General features: G+C 60.3%; 18 protein-coding genes. 9 read left to right on the forward strand and 9 right to left on the reverse strand.

Going from position 1 to position 15,325, the window contains the following annotated elements; genetic code table 11:
- Positions 1-47: 47 nt before the first annotated feature.
- Positions 48-698 carry a hypothetical protein gene (locus FPT12_RS17195; RefSeq protein ID WP_054594928.1) on the reverse strand — a complete coding sequence of 217 codons (651 nt, stop codon included), beginning with the start codon at positions 696-698 and terminating at the stop codon, positions 48-50.
- 373 nt (positions 699-1,071) lie between these two features.
- Between FPT12_RS17195 and coxB the strand changes: the two genes are divergently transcribed.
- The 4 genes from coxB (at position 1,072) to FPT12_RS17215 (ending at position 5,384) form a co-directional block, all read left to right on the forward strand.
- Positions 1,072-2,199 (forward strand): cytochrome c oxidase subunit II, encoded by a 1,128-nt coding sequence (gene coxB, locus FPT12_RS17200; protein WP_145017739.1) that lies wholly within the window; start codon positions 1,072-1,074, stop codon positions 2,197-2,199.
- A gap of 82 nt (positions 2,200-2,281) precedes the next feature.
- A complete protein-coding gene (gene ctaD / locus FPT12_RS17205; RefSeq protein WP_019694463.1) occupies positions 2,282-3,877 on the forward strand; it encodes a cytochrome c oxidase subunit I in 1,596 nt (531 codons plus the stop codon).
- Between the two features lie 27 nt (positions 3,878-3,904).
- Positions 3,905-4,462, forward strand: a complete 558-nt coding sequence (locus FPT12_RS17210; protein ID WP_145017741.1) for a cytochrome c oxidase assembly protein — start codon at positions 3,905-3,907, stop codon at positions 4,460-4,462.
- A gap of 34 nt (positions 4,463-4,496) precedes the next feature.
- Positions 4,497-5,384, forward strand: a complete 888-nt coding sequence (locus FPT12_RS17215) for a cytochrome c oxidase subunit 3 (protein ID WP_145017743.1) — start codon at positions 4,497-4,499, stop codon at positions 5,382-5,384.
- An 8-nt stretch (positions 5,385-5,392) separates the two neighbouring features.
- Here the strand turns inward: FPT12_RS17215 and FPT12_RS17220 are convergent, their stop codons facing one another.
- On the reverse strand, positions 5,393-5,596 hold the full coding sequence (locus FPT12_RS17220; RefSeq protein ID WP_145017745.1) for a twin transmembrane helix small protein: 204 nt from the start codon (positions 5,594-5,596) through the stop codon (positions 5,393-5,395).
- A 69-nt stretch (positions 5,597-5,665) separates the two neighbouring features.
- Between FPT12_RS17220 and FPT12_RS17225 the strand changes: the two genes are divergently transcribed.
- Genes FPT12_RS17225 through FPT12_RS17245 form a run of 5 tightly spaced genes read left to right on the forward strand, consistent with a single transcriptional unit; the run spans position 5,666 to position 9,571 of the window.
- Positions 5,666-6,406, forward strand: coding sequence for an SURF1 family protein (locus tag FPT12_RS17225; protein ID WP_145017747.1), 741 nt, complete (start codon positions 5,666-5,668; stop codon positions 6,404-6,406).
- Positions 6,372-6,962, forward strand: coding sequence for a hypothetical protein (locus tag FPT12_RS17230; RefSeq protein WP_145017749.1), 591 nt, complete (start codon positions 6,372-6,374; stop codon positions 6,960-6,962). Before FPT12_RS17225 ends, FPT12_RS17230 begins: the two co-directional genes overlap by 35 nt.
- 10 nt (positions 6,963-6,972) lie before the next feature.
- Positions 6,973-8,052 carry a heme A synthase gene (locus FPT12_RS17235; RefSeq protein WP_103314899.1) on the forward strand — a complete coding sequence of 360 codons (1,080 nt, stop codon included), beginning with the start codon at positions 6,973-6,975 and terminating at the stop codon, positions 8,050-8,052.
- The gene (gene cyoE / locus FPT12_RS17240; RefSeq protein WP_145017751.1) at positions 8,040-8,939 is read left to right on the forward strand and encodes a heme o synthase; all 900 of its coding nucleotides are present in this window, start codon (positions 8,040-8,042) and stop codon (positions 8,937-8,939) included. Before FPT12_RS17235 ends, cyoE begins: the two co-directional genes overlap by 13 nt.
- A complete protein-coding gene (locus FPT12_RS17245; RefSeq protein ID WP_145017753.1) occupies positions 8,936-9,571 on the forward strand; it encodes an SCO family protein in 636 nt (211 codons plus the stop codon). Before cyoE ends, FPT12_RS17245 begins: the two co-directional genes overlap by 4 nt.
- 173 nt (positions 9,572-9,744) lie before the next feature.
- On the opposite strand, the gene FPT12_RS17250 is transcribed toward FPT12_RS17245, so the two are convergent.
- From FPT12_RS17250 to FPT12_RS17280, 7 genes are all read right to left on the reverse strand, one after another.
- Complete coding sequence (locus FPT12_RS17250) at positions 9,745-10,518, reverse strand: MetQ/NlpA family ABC transporter substrate-binding protein (protein WP_145017755.1); 774 nt, start codon at positions 10,516-10,518, stop codon at positions 9,745-9,747.
- A 61-nt stretch (positions 10,519-10,579) separates the two neighbouring features.
- Positions 10,580-11,254 carry a methionine ABC transporter permease gene (locus tag FPT12_RS17255; protein WP_145017757.1) on the reverse strand — a complete coding sequence of 225 codons (675 nt, stop codon included), beginning with the start codon at positions 11,252-11,254 and terminating at the stop codon, positions 10,580-10,582.
- Positions 11,254-12,261, reverse strand: coding sequence for a methionine ABC transporter ATP-binding protein (locus FPT12_RS17260; RefSeq protein ID WP_145017759.1), 1,008 nt, complete (start codon positions 12,259-12,261; stop codon positions 11,254-11,256). Before FPT12_RS17260 ends, FPT12_RS17255 begins: the two co-directional genes overlap by 1 nt.
- Before the next feature lie 208 nt (positions 12,262-12,469).
- Positions 12,470-13,183, reverse strand: coding sequence for a PA5502 family lipoprotein (locus FPT12_RS17265; protein WP_145017761.1), 714 nt, complete (start codon positions 13,181-13,183; stop codon positions 12,470-12,472).
- 37 nt (positions 13,184-13,220) lie between these two features.
- On the reverse strand, positions 13,221-14,009 hold the full coding sequence (gene znuB / locus FPT12_RS17270) for a zinc ABC transporter permease subunit ZnuB (RefSeq protein ID WP_123581791.1): 789 nt from the start codon (positions 14,007-14,009) through the stop codon (positions 13,221-13,223).
- The gene (znuC, locus tag FPT12_RS17275) at positions 14,002-14,787 is read right to left on the reverse strand and encodes a zinc ABC transporter ATP-binding protein ZnuC (RefSeq protein WP_145017763.1); all 786 of its coding nucleotides are present in this window, start codon (positions 14,785-14,787) and stop codon (positions 14,002-14,004) included. Before znuC ends, znuB begins: the two co-directional genes overlap by 8 nt.
- Positions 14,787-15,269: a Fur family transcriptional regulator gene (locus FPT12_RS17280; protein WP_145017765.1), complete on the reverse strand. Its 483-nt coding sequence runs from the start codon at positions 15,267-15,269 to the stop codon at positions 14,787-14,789. Before FPT12_RS17280 ends, znuC begins: the two co-directional genes overlap by 1 nt.
- Between the last annotated feature and the right edge of the window lie 56 nt (positions 15,270-15,325).

A 15,325-nucleotide genomic window follows, 5' to 3' on the forward strand; every position in this document is an offset into this window, starting at 1 on the left:
GGAGCGGGTAAGCCCGCTCCCACAGGTGTTCGGTTTTTACCGTTAGATCAAGCCGCAGGCTGATCCAGTTCCAGGCCTACGCCCAGCTGGCGCGACAGGCATGGCCAGCGCTTCCAGGCAGCGCCGGTGTCCGGGCTGTTGAGTTTTTCCCGGTAGGCTTCGACGGACTCCAGCGCAAAGCTTTCTTCGTTCAGCATCTCATCAACGGCGTGATGCACAGCCTCGTCCAGTTGATTGGCGAAGTCTTCGCCGATCAGTTGGTGGGCAATCAGGTTGGCGACAGTCATGTCCAATGGGATCAGTGGCTGGCCGAAATGTTTGATGTAGAGGTCGTTAACCTCTTCTACCAGGCGATGTGCCAGGTAGGCTTCGTCCAGCAGACCATCCAGGCCTTCGTGACCGGCCATGATCGCCGGAGGCTGGAGGAAGAACTGCTCGGCGATTGTCAGCACCGGTTTGATCTGCGACTCGATCCCCGCTTCGCGCGCTACGTCGTTGGCAGCGTCGAGCAAGTCCGGCACTTGTTCTATATAAGCAGTGACAAAACGGGTCATCACGCCCTTGGCGTCGATGTCTGGCAATTGAATGGATGAATGCAGGTGCGGCAATTGGACTTCCAGCTGACGGGTCAGCTGACCGGTTTCGGCTTCATGTTGTTGTGCACGTTGAATCTGCTCGCGCAATGCGGCGGTGTTCATGAAAACTCCAGGAAACGAAGGCAAGGAAATAGGGGAAGACATAAGTTAGCCTGCTTATAAAAGTGGCTAAGACGTATTTGTCATAATTATTTCACCTTTGATGCCACTGCGTTATATCGATTTGCCATCACCGATCTCACATCCTTCTCCATCCGTGGCCTGCGACGCAAGTGTCAGGTGTTTCAGCTCATTTACGCCATCGCGTTGCGGGGTCGTCCTCGCTGTCTATACTCGGATCTGAATGGAGTTAGCTGATGACGCCCGACTGCGTAGGCAGCAAGGCCCGGCGATTCAAGTTCGTAGTCTGAAAAAGCCGCTCCCTTGCCGTCGGTGTTAGCCGGCGGGATAACAAGAACGATAAGGGGAACCCGCAATGATGCGACATCCACATGTCTGGATGGGCCTCCTGTTGTGGTCGATTTTCGGTCAGGCGCAAGCGGCCTGGACTGTGAATATGGCGCCTGGAGCGACTGAAGTCAGTCACGCAGTATTCGACCTGCACATGACCATTTTCTGGATCTGTGTGGTGATCGGCATCATCGTTTTCGGCGCCATGTTCTGGTCGATGATGGTGCATCGGCGCTCCACCGGGCAGGTGGCCGCCAAGTTCCATGAAAGTACGACGGTCGAGATCCTCTGGACCGTGGTGCCTTTCATCATTCTGGTGGCCATGGCCGTTCCGGCGACCGCGACCCTGATCAAGATGTACGACACCAGTGAGCCGGATATCGATATCCAGATCACCGGTTATCAGTGGAAGTGGCACTACAAATACCTGGGTCAGGACGTCGAGTTCTTCAGCAACCTGGCCACACCGCAAGAGCAAATCCACAACAAAACTGCCAAAGGCGAAAATTACCTGTTGGAAGTCGATCAGCCGCTGGTGCTGCCGATCGGTGCCAAGGTGCGCTTTCTGGTGACCTCTGCCGACGTCATCCACTCGTGGTGGGTGCCGGCGTTTGCGGTCAAGCGCGATGCGATTCCAGGGTTCGTCAACGAAGCCTGGACCCGCGTCGACAAGCCCGGCATCTACCGTGGCCAGTGCGCCGAACTGTGCGGCAAGGACCATGGCTTCATGCCGATTGTGGTCGACGTCAAAACCCAGGCCGACTACGACACCTGGCTGACTGAGCGCAAAGCCGACGCCGCCAAGCTCAAGGAGCTGACCAGTAAAGAGTGGACCCTCGACGAGCTGAAGGAACGCGGCGACAAGATTTATCACACCACCTGTGCTGCCTGTCACCAGCCAGAAGGCCAGGGTATGCCGCCGCTGTTCCCGGCACTCAAAGGTTCGCCCATTGCGACCGGGCCAATAGAAGACCATCTGCATCGTGTGTTCTTCGGCAAACCCGGCACCGCCATGGCGGCGTTCGGCAAGCAGCTGTCGGAAGTCGATATCGCGGCCGTCGTGACCTACGAACGCAATGCCTGGGGCAACAACAAAGGCGACATGGTTACCCCTAAAGACGTACTGGCCCTCAAACAGGCGGCAAGCAAATGACCCGGTCTATTGCGTGTTCCCTTGAACGCTTGGGGCTAAGCGCCCCGAGCCGCCCAGCCCAGCCGTTTGCAGGAGACAGACCATGAATGCTGTGAACGATGACCACGGTCACGCAATCGTCGACAACCACGTCCACGGTCCGGCCAAGGGCCTGATGCGCTGGGTGCTGACCACCAACCATAAAGACATCGGTACACTGTACCTGTGGTTCAGCTTCATGATGTTCCTGCTCGGCGGTTCGTTCGCCATGGTGATTCGCGCCGAGTTGTTCCAGCCTGGGTTGCAGATCGTCGAACCGGCGTTCTTCAATCAGATGACCACCATGCACGGCCTGGTGATGGTCTTCGGTGCGGTGATGCCGGCGTTTGTCGGCCTCGCCAACTGGATGATCCCGCTGATGATCGGCGCGCCGGACATGGCCCTGCCGCGGATGAACAACTTCAGCTTCTGGCTGTTGCCGGCAGCGTTCCTGCTGCTGGTGTCGACGCTGTTCATGCCGGGCGGTGGGCCGAACTTCGGCTGGACCTTCTACGCCCCGCTATCGACGACCTACGCCCCGGAAAGCGTGACCTTCTTCATCTTTGCCATCCACTTGATGGGTATCAGCTCGATCATGGGCGCGATTAACGTGATCGCCACCATCCTCAACCTGCGTGCCCCGGGCATGACCCTGATGAAAATGCCGCTGTTCGTCTGGACCTGGCTGATCACCGCGTTCCTGTTGATCGCGGTGATGCCGGTGCTGGCGGGTTGCGTGACCATGATGCTGATGGACATCCACTTCGGCACCAGCTTCTTCAGCGCTGCCGGTGGCGGTGATCCGGTGCTGTTCCAGCACGTGTTCTGGTTCTTCGGCCACCCCGAGGTGTACATCATGATCCTGCCGGCGTTCGGTGCCGTCAGCTCGATCATTCCGACCTTCGCTCGCAAGCCACTGTTTGGCTACACCTCGATGGTCTACGCCACGGCGAGTATTGCCTTCCTGTCGTTCATCGTCTGGGCGCACCACATGTTCGTGGTCGGCATCCCGCTGGTGGGCGAGCTGTTCTTCATGTACGCGACACTGCTGATCGCGGTGCCCACCGGGGTCAAGGTGTTCAACTGGGTCAGCACCATGTGGCAGGGCTCGCTGACCTTCGAGACACCGATGCTGTTTGCCGTGGCATTCGTGATTCTGTTCTCGATTGGCGGGTTCTCCGGGTTGATGCTGGCCATCGCCCCGGCGGACTTCCAGTACCAGGACACTTACTTTGTGGTCGCGCACTTCCACTACGTGCTGGTGCCGGGGGCGATCTTCGGGATCTTCGCTTCGGCCTACTACTGGATGCCGAAATGGACCGGCCACATGTACGACGAAACCCTCGGCAAGCTGCACTTCTGGCTGTCGTTCATCGGCATGAACATGGCCTTCTTCCCGATGCACTTCGTCGGGTTGGCGGGCATGCCGCGGCGGATTCCGGACTACAACCTGCAATTCGCCGACTTCAACATGGTGTCGTCGATTGGCGCATTCACCTTCGGGGCAACCCAGATCTTCTTCCTGTTCATCGTAATCAAGACCATTCGCGGCGGCCCGGCGGCCCCGGCGAAACCTTGGGAAGGAGCGGAAGGCCTGGAGTGGAGCGTGCCGTCGCCGGCGCCGTACCACACCTTCGTCACGCCACCGGAAGTGAAATGAACGTTATAGCCGCTGAGGCCCACGCCCATGGCTGACTCTATTTCCATGAAAAAGCTGGTCACCCGGCTGCTGTTGGTGGTGGCCAGCATGTTTGTCTTCGGGTTTGCACTTGTGCCGATTTACGACGTGATGTGCAAGGCATTCGGCATCAACGGCAAAACCGCCGGGCAGTACGAAGGCGAGCAAGTGGTCGACACGTCGCGGCAAATTCGCGTGCAGTTTCTGTCGACCAACGCCGTGGACATGGTCTGGGAGTTTTATCCCAAGGCCGACGACATGGTGATCAATCCGGGGGCGGTGAACGAGATGATCTTCGTTGCCCGCAACCCGACCGATCACCCGATGAGCGCGCAGGCGATACCAAGCATTTCTCCGGGCGACTCAGCGGTGTATTTCCACAAGACCGAGTGCTTCTGCTTCACCCAGCAGGTGCTGCAACCCGGCGAACGAATCGAAATGCCCGTACGTTTCATCGTTGACCGTGAGATTTCCAAGGATGTGAAGCACCTGACGCTGGCTTACACGCTGTTCGATATCACCGCACGTCATCCACCGGTCGTGGCCAACACCAATGCCGGTCCTTGAGGCGTTCAAGCGTGCCCGATAAGGAGAACAATAAATGGCAAGTCATGAGCATTATTACGTTCCCGCCCAGAGCAAATGGCCGATCATTGCCACGCTCGGCATGTTCGTCACCGTGTTTGGCCTGGCGACCTGGTTCAACGACCTCAAGGCAGCGCGCCCGGAATCCCACGGCCCGCTGATCTTCTTCGTTGGCGGTCTGTTGCTGGCCTACATGCTGTTCGGCTGGTTCGGCACGGTGATCAAGGAAAGCCGCGCGGGGTTGTATAGCTCGCAGCTCGATCGCTCGTTTCGTTGGGGCATGAGCTGGTTCATTTTCTCCGAGGTAATGTTCTTCATCGCCTTCTTCGGTGCGCTGTTCTACGTGCGCAACCTGTCCGGGCCGTGGCTCGGTGGTGAGGGCGGCAAGGGCATCGCGCACATGCTCTGGCCGAACTTCCAGTTTGCCTGGCCGCTGCTGCACACCCCTGACCCGACACTCTTCCCGCCGCCCAAGGAAGTCATTAGTCCCTGGGGTTTGCCGCTGCTGAACACGGTGTTGCTGGTGAGCTCCAGCGTCACGGTGACCATCGCCCACCATGCCTTGAAAAAGGGCCATCGCGGCGCACTGAAGCTCTGGCTGGCGCTGACGGTACTGCTGGGCTGTGCGTTCCTCAGCTTCCAGGCCAAGGAATACATCCACGCCTATCACGAGCTGGGACTGACCCTGGGCTCAGGCGTGTATGGCGCGACCTTCTTCATGCTGACCGGTTTCCACGGCGCTCACGTGACCATCGGCACGATCATCCTGTTCGTGATGCTGATGCGGATCATGCGTGGGCATTTCGATGGCGATCACCAGTTCGGCTTCGAGGCGGCCAGTTGGTATTGGCACTTCGTCGATGTGGTGTGGATTGGCCTGTTTGTCTTCGTTTACGTGCTTTGAGGCGGCACTTACCAGGGCGCGCTGGACACCAGCTGGCCGCTGAAGAATCCCCAGGCAATCAAGCCGACGGTGAGGGCAGCCAGGCCGACCCGAACACTCAGGGCGGTGACCAGGCGTTTTGAGCTGCTGTCGTCCTTGACCAGAAAAAACAGGCCGCTGAACAGGCTGACAACCGTGGCAATCAGCATCAGGACGATGACTGCTTTGAGCATGGTGAGACTCCGGGGGAATGCGATGTACTTGAGTATAGCTACCCTGTTTATCAACTTTTCGGCGGCGCCATGAAGCGCTTTCGGCCAGGTATCGCACCGACCCTGGTGGTGCTCGCGCTGCTGCCGTTGCTGGTCTTTCTGGGGTTTTGGCAATTGAGCCGGGGCGAGCAGAAACGCGTGTTGCTGGAGAGCTACGCCGAACGCCGCGTGGCTGAGCCGATGGCCAGCGAACAACTGTCGAGCACACAAGACCCGGCATTCCGACGCGTTCGCCTGCATGGCCAGTTCGATGCGGCCCACAGTTACCTGCTGGACAACCGCACCCGCAATGGCCGGCCAGGGGTTGAGCTGCTGCAACCCTTCCATGACCAGGCGAGCGGTCTCTGGTTATTGCTCAATCGCGGCTGGCTGCCGTGGCCGAACCGGCGCACACCGCCGGTGTTCACCACCCCCGAGCAATCGTTGAGTCTCGACGCCTGGGTGTATGTCCCCCCGGGCGCGACCTTTCAACTGCACGCCGATCCAGCGAACGCCAACTGGCCACGGCTGGTGACGGCGATCGATCCGGCCAAGCTCTGGAGCGAGCTGGGCCGAACCGGGTTTGCTTACGAATTACGTGAAGAAGCCGGTCCGGCGTCCTACGAGGCCGATTGGCCGGTCGTGGCCATGGGGCCGGAAAAACACCTCGGTTATGCCGTGCAGTGGTTCGCCATGGCGCTCGCGCTGTTCGGTCTTTATCTCTATCTCGGATGGCACAACGCAAAGGAGAAACAGCATGGGAGCGGCCATGAATCCACCCAACATGTCTGAAGCGCAGACGCCACGCCGTCGTCGTGGGCGTTGGCAGCTGGTGCTGATCCTGCTGATGGTGATTGGTCCGATGATCCTCGCCACCGGCATGTACAAGTTGCAGTTCTGGGTGCCGGACGGTCGCAGCTATCACGGTGAACTGATCGGCAACGGTCAGAGTCGCGCCGAACTGGGGGTGCAGGCGGACGAAGACCGCTGGCAGATGCTGGTGACCGCACCGCAGGACTGCTCGGTCGATTGTCAGCAGTTGGTGTACCTGGCCCGGCAGATTCAGGTCGCTTTGGGTCGTGATGCCTCACGTGCCAGCCATGCATTGGCCGTGGCCCAACCCTTGAGCGCGGACTATGAGGACAAGCTCAAGCGCGAATACCCGCAGTTGCAGCGTTATCCACTGGACCTTTCGACCTACACTAAAAATGTTCAGGGCAAAGGCTCGGCGCAGCTCTGGATCATCGATCCGCACGGCAATCTGGTGCTGCGCTTCGACCCCACCGTCAAAGGCAAGGACCTGCTCAACGACCTGCGCCACCTGCTGAAACTGTCGAACATCGGATAAGGGCATCGTCATGGCCAAACCTGGATTTCGCCTCGCGCTGTTTGCCACCTTGCTGGCACTGATTGTCGTCTTGCTGGGGGCCTATACCCGGCTGACCCACGCTGGCCTTGGTTGCCCGGACTGGCCAGGTTGCTACGGGTTTATCAGCGTGCCGAAGAGTGAAGCCCAACTGGCCCATGCCGAGCTGCATTTTCCAGACACGCCGGTGGTTGCCCACAAGGGCTGGAACGAGATGATTCACCGCTATTTCGCCGGCACCCTTGGCTTGCTGATTGTGTTGCTGGCGGCGCGTTCCTGGACTCATCGCCATCATCTGGACCAACCCCTGAAGCTGCCGTTGTTCTTGCTGGCGGTGGTGTTTGCCCAAGCGGCCTTTGGCATGTGGACGGTCACCCTCAAGCTCTGGCCGCAGGTGGTGACGGGACATTTGCTGGGTGGCTTTGCGACCTTGAGCCTGCTGTTTCTGCTGACCTTGCGCTTGTCCGGTGTATTGCCGGCGCTGATCGTGCCGCGACGTTTGCAGTACTGGGCGACGGCCGGGTTGTTGTTGGTGATCGGGCAGATCGCTCTCGGCGGCTGGGTCAGTGCCAACTACGCGGCGGTGGCCTGTATCGACTTCCCCACTTGTCACGGGCAATGGTTGCCACCGGCTGATTTCGCCAACGGCTTTCACCTGACCCAACACATCGGCCCCAATTACCTCGGCGGGCAGCTCGACAGCGATGCGCGCACGGCGATCCACCTGACTCACCGCATTGGCGCGTTGCTGGTCACGCTGGTGCTGCTGGGGCTGGCCTGGCAGCTCAAAGTCGTTGGTATGACCCGACTCGCCGGGTTGGTGCTGGGGGCATTGGCGGTGCAGATCACCCTGGGCATCAGCAATGTGCTGTTTCACCTGCCGTTGCCGGTGGCCGTTGCCCATAACGCGGGCGGCGCGGCGCTGTTGCTGACGATGGTGCTGGTCAACTATCACGCACGAACCAGCCTGGTTCGAGTCAGGCAGCAGACGCCCGGGCGCTGGCGCTTCAGCCCGCGTAAACACACGGCCGGGCCGATAACAATAAAAGGAGAAATGCCATGGCGACTCTGATCGGCGAACGACGGCGCCAAGCGATCTGGCGTGACTATCTGGAGCTGACCAAACCGAAAGTCGTGGTGTTGATGCTGATCACTTCGCTGGTCGGTATGTTCCTCGCCACGCGTGCCGGGGTGCCGTGGACGGTGCTGGTGTTCGGCAATCTGGGGATTGGTCTGTGCGCGGGTGGCGCGGCGGCGGTCAACCATGTGGTGGACCGGCGGATTGACGCGGTGATGGCGCGCACGCACAAGCGGCCACTGGCCGAAGGCCGGGTTTCACCGACCGCCGCATTGACCTTCGCGCTGTTGCTGGCGGTGGCCGGGCAAACCTTGTTACTGGCCTTTACCAACCCGCTGACGGCGTGGCTGACCCTCGCCTCGCTGCTGGGCTATGCGGTGGTCTACACCGGGTTTCTCAAGCGGGCGACGCCGCAGAACATCGTTATCGGCGGACTGGCCGGCGCTGCACCGCCACTGTTGGGTTGGGTCGCCGCCACCGGGCATGTCAGCGCCGAACCGCTGCTGCTGGTGCTGATTATCTTTGCCTGGACCCCGCCACACTTCTGGGCGCTGGCGATTCACCGCAAGGAGGAGTACGCCAAGGCCGATATTCCCATGCTGCCGGTGACCCATGGTGAGCATTACACCAAGATCCACATCCTGCTTTACACCTTTGCCCTGCTGGCCGTGAGCTTGATGCCCTATGTCATTCACATGAGCGGCTTGCTGTACCTGGTTTGCGCTCTGGGACTGGGCGCGAGGTTTCTGCAATGGGCCGTGGTGCTGTACCGTGGCACTCAGCCGCACGCGGCGATCAACACCTTCAAGTACTCTATTTACTACTTGTTCCTGCTGTTTATCGCCCTGCTCGTAGACCACTACTTATTGTTGAACCTATGACCCGAACCCAGAAAACCGTCTTCATTCTTGTTGCCCTGATCGCGCTGGTCCTGGGGCTTACCGTCAACAAAGTACTGTCCGGCAAAGGCCAGGGCGATACGACTGCACTGATCGACGCCGGGATTATCCTGTTGCCGCAAAGCCGCAACTTGCCGGACGTGCAGATGACCAATCAGGACGGCCAACCGGTCACGGTCAATGCATTGAAAGGTAAGTGGAGCCTGCTGTTCTTTGGTTACACCTTCTGCCCGGACATCTGCCCGACCACCCTGGCACAACTACGGCAGATCAAGAGCGAGCTGCCAGCGGACGCGGTCGACAAGTTGCAGATCATTCTGGTCAGCGTCGACCCGAACCGCGACACCCCCAAGCAGCTCAAGCAGTACCTGGGTTACTTCGATCCGCAGTTTGTCGGCCTGACACCGGCTTCGGTCGAAGACCTGCAGAAAGTCGCCAATGCGGTGAGCATTCCGTTCATCCCGGCGGACACCAGCAAACCCAACTACACCGTCGACCACAGCGGCAACCTGGCGGTGATCGGGCCTGACGGCACCCAGCGCGGGTTCATTCGTGCACCGTTGAACAACACGAAACTGGTGGCCCAGTTGCCGGTGATGCTCAAGCGTCAATAACACCGCAAATCCCAATGTGGGAGCGAGCCTGCTCGCGATAGCGGACTGACATTCAAGATCGATGTTGGCAGTGATGGCCCCATCGCGAGCAGGCTCGCTCCCACAGGGGTGGTGTTTCAGGCATAAAAAATGGGGCGCAATGAATGCGCCCCATTTTTCGTTACATCAGCAGATCAGAACGCCGGCAACACCGCGCCTTTGTACTTCTCCAGAATGAACGCCCTCACTTCCGGGCTGTGCAGGGCAGCAATCAGTTTCTTCATCGCGTCGCTGTCCTTGTCGTCCGGGCGGGCGACCAGGATGTTCACGTAAGGCGAGTCCTTGCCTTCGATTACCAGCGCGTCCTTGGACGGATCGAGCTTGGCTTCCAGCGCGTAGTTGGTGTTGATCAGCGCCAGGTCGACCTGGGTCAGCACACGCGGGATGGTCGCGGCTTCCAGTTCACGGAACTTCAGGTCTTTGGTGTTCTCGGTGATGTCCTTGACGGTCGACAGGATGTTTTTCGAATCCTTCAACTTGATCAGGCCAGCCTTCTCCAGCAGCAACAGCGCACGGCCGCCGTTGGTGGCATCGTTCGGGATCACCACGTTGGCGCCGCCTGGCAGTTCAGCGAGGGTCTTGTACTTGCTGGAGTACGCGCCCAGCGGCTCCAGGTGCACGCCGGCAACGCTCACCAGGTGTGTGCCCTTGGCTTTGTTGAACTCATCGAGGTATGGCTGGTGCTGGAAGAAGTTGGCGTCCAGGCGTTTCTCGGCAACCTGTACGTTCGGCTGCACGTAGTCGGTGAACACCTTGACCTTGAGGTCGACGCCTTCTTTGGCCAGTGCCGGTTTCACGAACTCGAGGATTTCCGCGTGCGGAACCGGGCTGGCAGCGACGGTCAGGGTTTCAGCGGCCTGAGTGGAGAACGCTGCAACGGCAGCGAGCGCGACGAGTAGTTTTTTCATTCAGCAAACTCCTTGTGAGGCGCCCTTTCGGGCGTCTGCCAGCCGTGGCCGGCGATTGCATTTATTTTCGGGAAAAGTGCACCACCAGCTTATCGCCGACGGTTTGCAGAACCTGGACCAACACCAGCAGCAACACTACGGTCACCACCATCACGTCAGTCTGAAAACGTTGGTAACCGAAGCGGATCGCCAAGTCACCCAAACCACCAGCGCCGACCACACCAGCCATGGCGGTGTAGGACACCAGCGTAATCGCAGTCACCGTGATCGCTGCGAAAATGCCTGGGCGGGCTTCCGGCAGCAAGGCATTGGTGATGATCTGGCGAGTGGTCGCGCCCATGGCCTGGGTCGCTTCGATGATGCCGCGATCGACTTCACGCAGGGCAGTTTCCACCAGGCGGGCGAAGAACGGCGTAGCGCCGACTACCAGCGGCGGAATCGCCCCGCCGACACCCAGCGAGGTGCCGGTAATCAATACGGTGAACGGAATCATCACGATCAGCAGAATGATGAACGGCAGCGAACGCAGGATATTCACGATCAGCGACAGCAGCGCGTAAACGCCTTTGGCTTCGAGCAACTGGCGCGGGCTGCAGAGGAACAGCAACACGCCCAGCGGCAGGCCGAGCAGTACGGTGAACAACAGCGAACCACCGAGCATCAGAAAGGTGTCGCCAGTAGCCAGCCAGATTTCGAACCAGTCGATATTGGCGAAGAAACTCATCAGGGCTTCCATTAACGCAGCACCTCCATGTGGACGTCAGCTGCGGTGAAGCGGGCAAACGCCGCGTCCATGTCGCCGCCGGTGACCGCCAGGGTCAATTGTCCGTAGGGGACGTCTTTGATGCGGTCGATACGACCGGCGAGGATGCTGTAGTCCACACCCGTTTCGCGGGCGACGGTGCCCAGCAACGGCGCGTAGGTCGCGTCGCCCTGGAAGGTCAGGCGCACGATACGGCCCGGCACGTGAGCGAAGTCGTCGCGCTGTTCGCTTTCGTCGATTTGCTCGTCCTCCTGCACGAAACGCTTGGTGGTCGGGTGCTTCGGGTGCAGGAACACGTCGGCCACCGGACCTTGCTCGACAATCACGCCAGCGTCCATCACGGCGACCTGGTCGCAGACCCGGCGAATCACGTCCATTTCATGGGTGATCAGCACAATGGTCAGGTTCAGCTCACGGTTGATCTCGGCCAACAGTTGCAGGACCGACGCGGTGGTTTGCGGATCGAGGGCGCTGGTGGCTTCGTCACACAGCAGGATTTTCGGCTTGGTCGCCAGGGCGCGGGCAATGCCGACGCGCTGCTTCTGGCCGCCGGACAGCTGCGCTGGGTATTTCTTTGCGTGGTCGGACAGGCCGACGCGAGCGAGCAACTCCGCCACTCGTAGGTCGATCTCGCTGCGCGACAGTTCACCGGCCAGGGTCAGCGGCAACGCGACGTTGTCGGCAACGGTCTTGGAGGCCAGCAGGTTGAAGTGCTGGAAGATCATCCCGACTTGCTGGCGGAAGCGGCGTAGCGCATTGGCGTCCAGTGCGGTGACTTCTTCGCCATCGACGATGATCTTGCCGCCGCTGGAGTCTTCCAGGCGGTTGATCAGGCGCAACAGGGTACTTTTTCCCGCACCGGAATGACCGATCAGGCCGTATACCTGACCGTTCTCAATCGACAGATTGGTAGGGTGCAGCGCGGGAATATCCTTACCGGCAACGCGGTAAGTTTTATGGACGTTTTGAAACTCGATCACGTAGCGAACCTTGTGGGGCGCGTTAGAAAAGGATCAGCGGTTAGCCGGGCGGGCATTTTAGCCTGTCCGTATAGAGGCTCTTAGCATTTATTTCGCATTCATCCAGTCATTTGGAAATAACGCGATAACCGGAAATGCAAAAGATCGCAGCCTGCGGCAGCTCCTACGGACCGATGTAGGCACTGCCGGAGGCTGCGATCTTCTTCTTTTAAGGCTTATGCGGCGTCAGAACCATCTGTGCCGGGACATTGCGCAGAATCTGCCGCTCGATCTTCAGGTCGAAGTCGGCATCCAGCTTCTTCACCCGTTTGGTCAGCAGCGTGGCCAACCACGGGTAATCTTCGGTGCGCGGCGCCTGAATGCTGACGTCGCACTGGTAACTCACCACATCGCTGGCAATCGCATCGAGTTGCCGACGCAATTGCTTGCTATCGGCGATGTTCAGCGCAACGGTGGTGCTCTCGGCCGTTGGGTCGATGACCTTGGCGACACGCTTGGCTTCGGCGGCCTTGAGGGCGGCCTCTGCCTGGTCCAGTTCGGCTTTGCGCGCATGGCTGATGGCATTGTTGACGCCACCGGTCAGCGCCGGGGCTTTGGGCATCAACGCACGAGCCCGGCTCAGGGCCGTGGCGGCGGCATTCACGTCACCTTTTTGCAGAACGTTCTGGCTGCGTTGCAAATAGGCTTCGGCGAGTTGCCGTTGATATTGCACCAGCGACGGGTCGTTGGGTGATTCAGCCTGCAAGGCGGCCAATTGATCTTCGGCGGTGGCCAGTTCACTGCTGGCCAGGCTTTGCTGCAGTTGCGCGATCGCCGTGGCCCGTGCGTCAGGAACTTCAGGGGCTGGCGGCGTGCTTTGGCAGGCGCCAAGTAGCAGCGAAAATGCAACAAGGAGCAGATAACGGGAGGCGAACGGCTTCATTCCTGCGACTCTCTGATTGCGCAAAAAACGAGCAAGTCTACACCCCTCGACGGGGCAGGACAAAACTCAGCAGAAACAGCGCGGCGGCAGCCACCACAATCGACGGGCCGGCCGGCGTGTCCTTGAACCACGACAGCGCCAGGCCACCGCAGACCGCGAGTATACCGAGCAAACTCGCGCCCAAGGCCATCTGCTCTGGAGAACGTGCGTGACGTTGTGCCGCAGCCGCCGGGATGATCAGCAAGGAAGTAATCAGCAGTACGCCGACGATTTTCATCGCTACCGCAATCACCACCGCAATCAACAGCATCAAGATCAGGCGCAACGCCGCCACGGGCAGGCCTTCGACGGTGGCCAGTTCTTCATGCACGGTAATCGCCAGCAATGGCCGCCATAGCGCCACCAACAGCAGCATCACCGCCGCGCTGCCGCCGAGGATCCATGCCAGATCGGTCGGGCTGATTGCCAGCAGGTCGCCGAACAGATAGGCCATCAGGTCGATCCGCACTTCATGCATGAAGCTTAGTACCACCAGGCCCAGAGAGAGCGTGCTCGGCGCAAGAATCCCCAACAAGGTGTCGGAGGCCAGGGGCTGGCGCTGTTGCAAGGTCACCAGCAGTACGGCCAGCAACAGGCAGCCGACAGTCACCGCGATGGTCGGGCTGACATCCAGCAGAAAACCCAGCGCCACGCCGAGTAGCGCTGCATGGGACAGGGTGTCGCCGAAATAGGCCATGCGCCGCCAGACCACGAACGATCCCAGCGGACCTGCGACGGCGGCCAGGGCCAGGCCTGCGAGCAGGGCGTACAACAGAAAATCAGCCATGCTTGCAGCCATCTCCATGAACGTGGGTGTGAACGGCCGGTGCCGCGCTGACGACCGAGCCATGCAAGTCGTGGGCGTGGTCGTGATGGTGGTGATAGACCGCCAGGCTCTGTGCGTTCTTGCCGAACAACTCGACGAACGCCGGGTCGCCGCTGACCTGCTCGGGATGCCCGGAGCAGCAGACGTGGCGATTGAGGCAGACCACCTGGTCGGTGGTGCTCATCACCAGGTGCAGATCGTGGGAAACCATCAATACCCCGCAACCGTGGCGGTCGCGCAGGCGGGTGATCAGGCTGTAGAGTTCGGCTTGTCCGGCCACGTCGACGCCTTGCACCGGCTCGTCGAGCACCAGCAGTTCGGGCTCGCGCAACAGGGCGCGGGCCAGCAGCACGCGCTGCATTTCGCCGCCGGAAACGCTCTGCACCGGGCTGTCGATCACCTGTTCGGCACCGACTTCCTTGAGCGCCGCCAAAGCGCGCGCACGATCCACGCCGGGCACCAGGCGCAAGAAGCGCAGCACCGAGAGCGGCAAGGTCGGGTCAACATGCAGTTTCTGCGGCATGTAGCCGACCCGCAGTTTCGGCTTGCGCCAGACGCTGCCGCTGTCGGGCTTGAGCAGGCCAAGCACGGCGCGGACCAGCGTGGTCTTGCCGGCGCCGTTGGGGCCGATCAGGGTAACGATCTGCCTCGGCTCGACGCTCAGCTCGATGTTGTCCAGCACGCTTTGCCCGGCGAAGGTCACCGCAACCTGATTGAGGCGGATTAACGCAGTGCTCATCAAGCCCCCTGGCAACCCGAGCAAAGACCGACCACTTCGACAGTCTGGCCCTCGACCACAAACCCGACTTCGCCGGCGCTGTGGATGATGGTGTCGCTGATGGATTTTTGCTCGAGTTCGATGGCCGCATGGCATTCACGGCAAATCAGGAACTGGCCCTGGTGGGCGTGCCCCGGATGATTGCAGCCAACGAAGGCGTTGAGCGAGGAAATGCGGTGGACCAGGCCGTTATCCAGCAGGAAATCCAGCGCGCGATACACCGTCGGCGGCGCGGCGCGGCGGCCATCCTGCTCGCTGAGTACCGCCAGAATGTCGTAGGCGCCCAACGGCTTGTGGCTTTGCCAGACCAGTTCCAGCACCCGCCGACGCAACGCGGTCAGGCGCAAGCCTAGACGTGCGCAAATGACATCGGCCTCGGACAATGCGCTGTGCACGCAGTGAGAGTGGTCGTGGGGACGGCTGGCTAGCGGTGTTTTAGGCATGAGCGGCGACGCGTTTTGTGAGAGACGTTATTATGTTACCCGTTCTCGCCTCTTTG

The sequence above is a fragment of the Pseudomonas sp. H3(2019) genome (assembly GCF_007713465.1).
In the GTDB taxonomy this organism is placed as follows: domain Bacteria; phylum Pseudomonadota; class Gammaproteobacteria; order Pseudomonadales; family Pseudomonadaceae; genus Aquipseudomonas.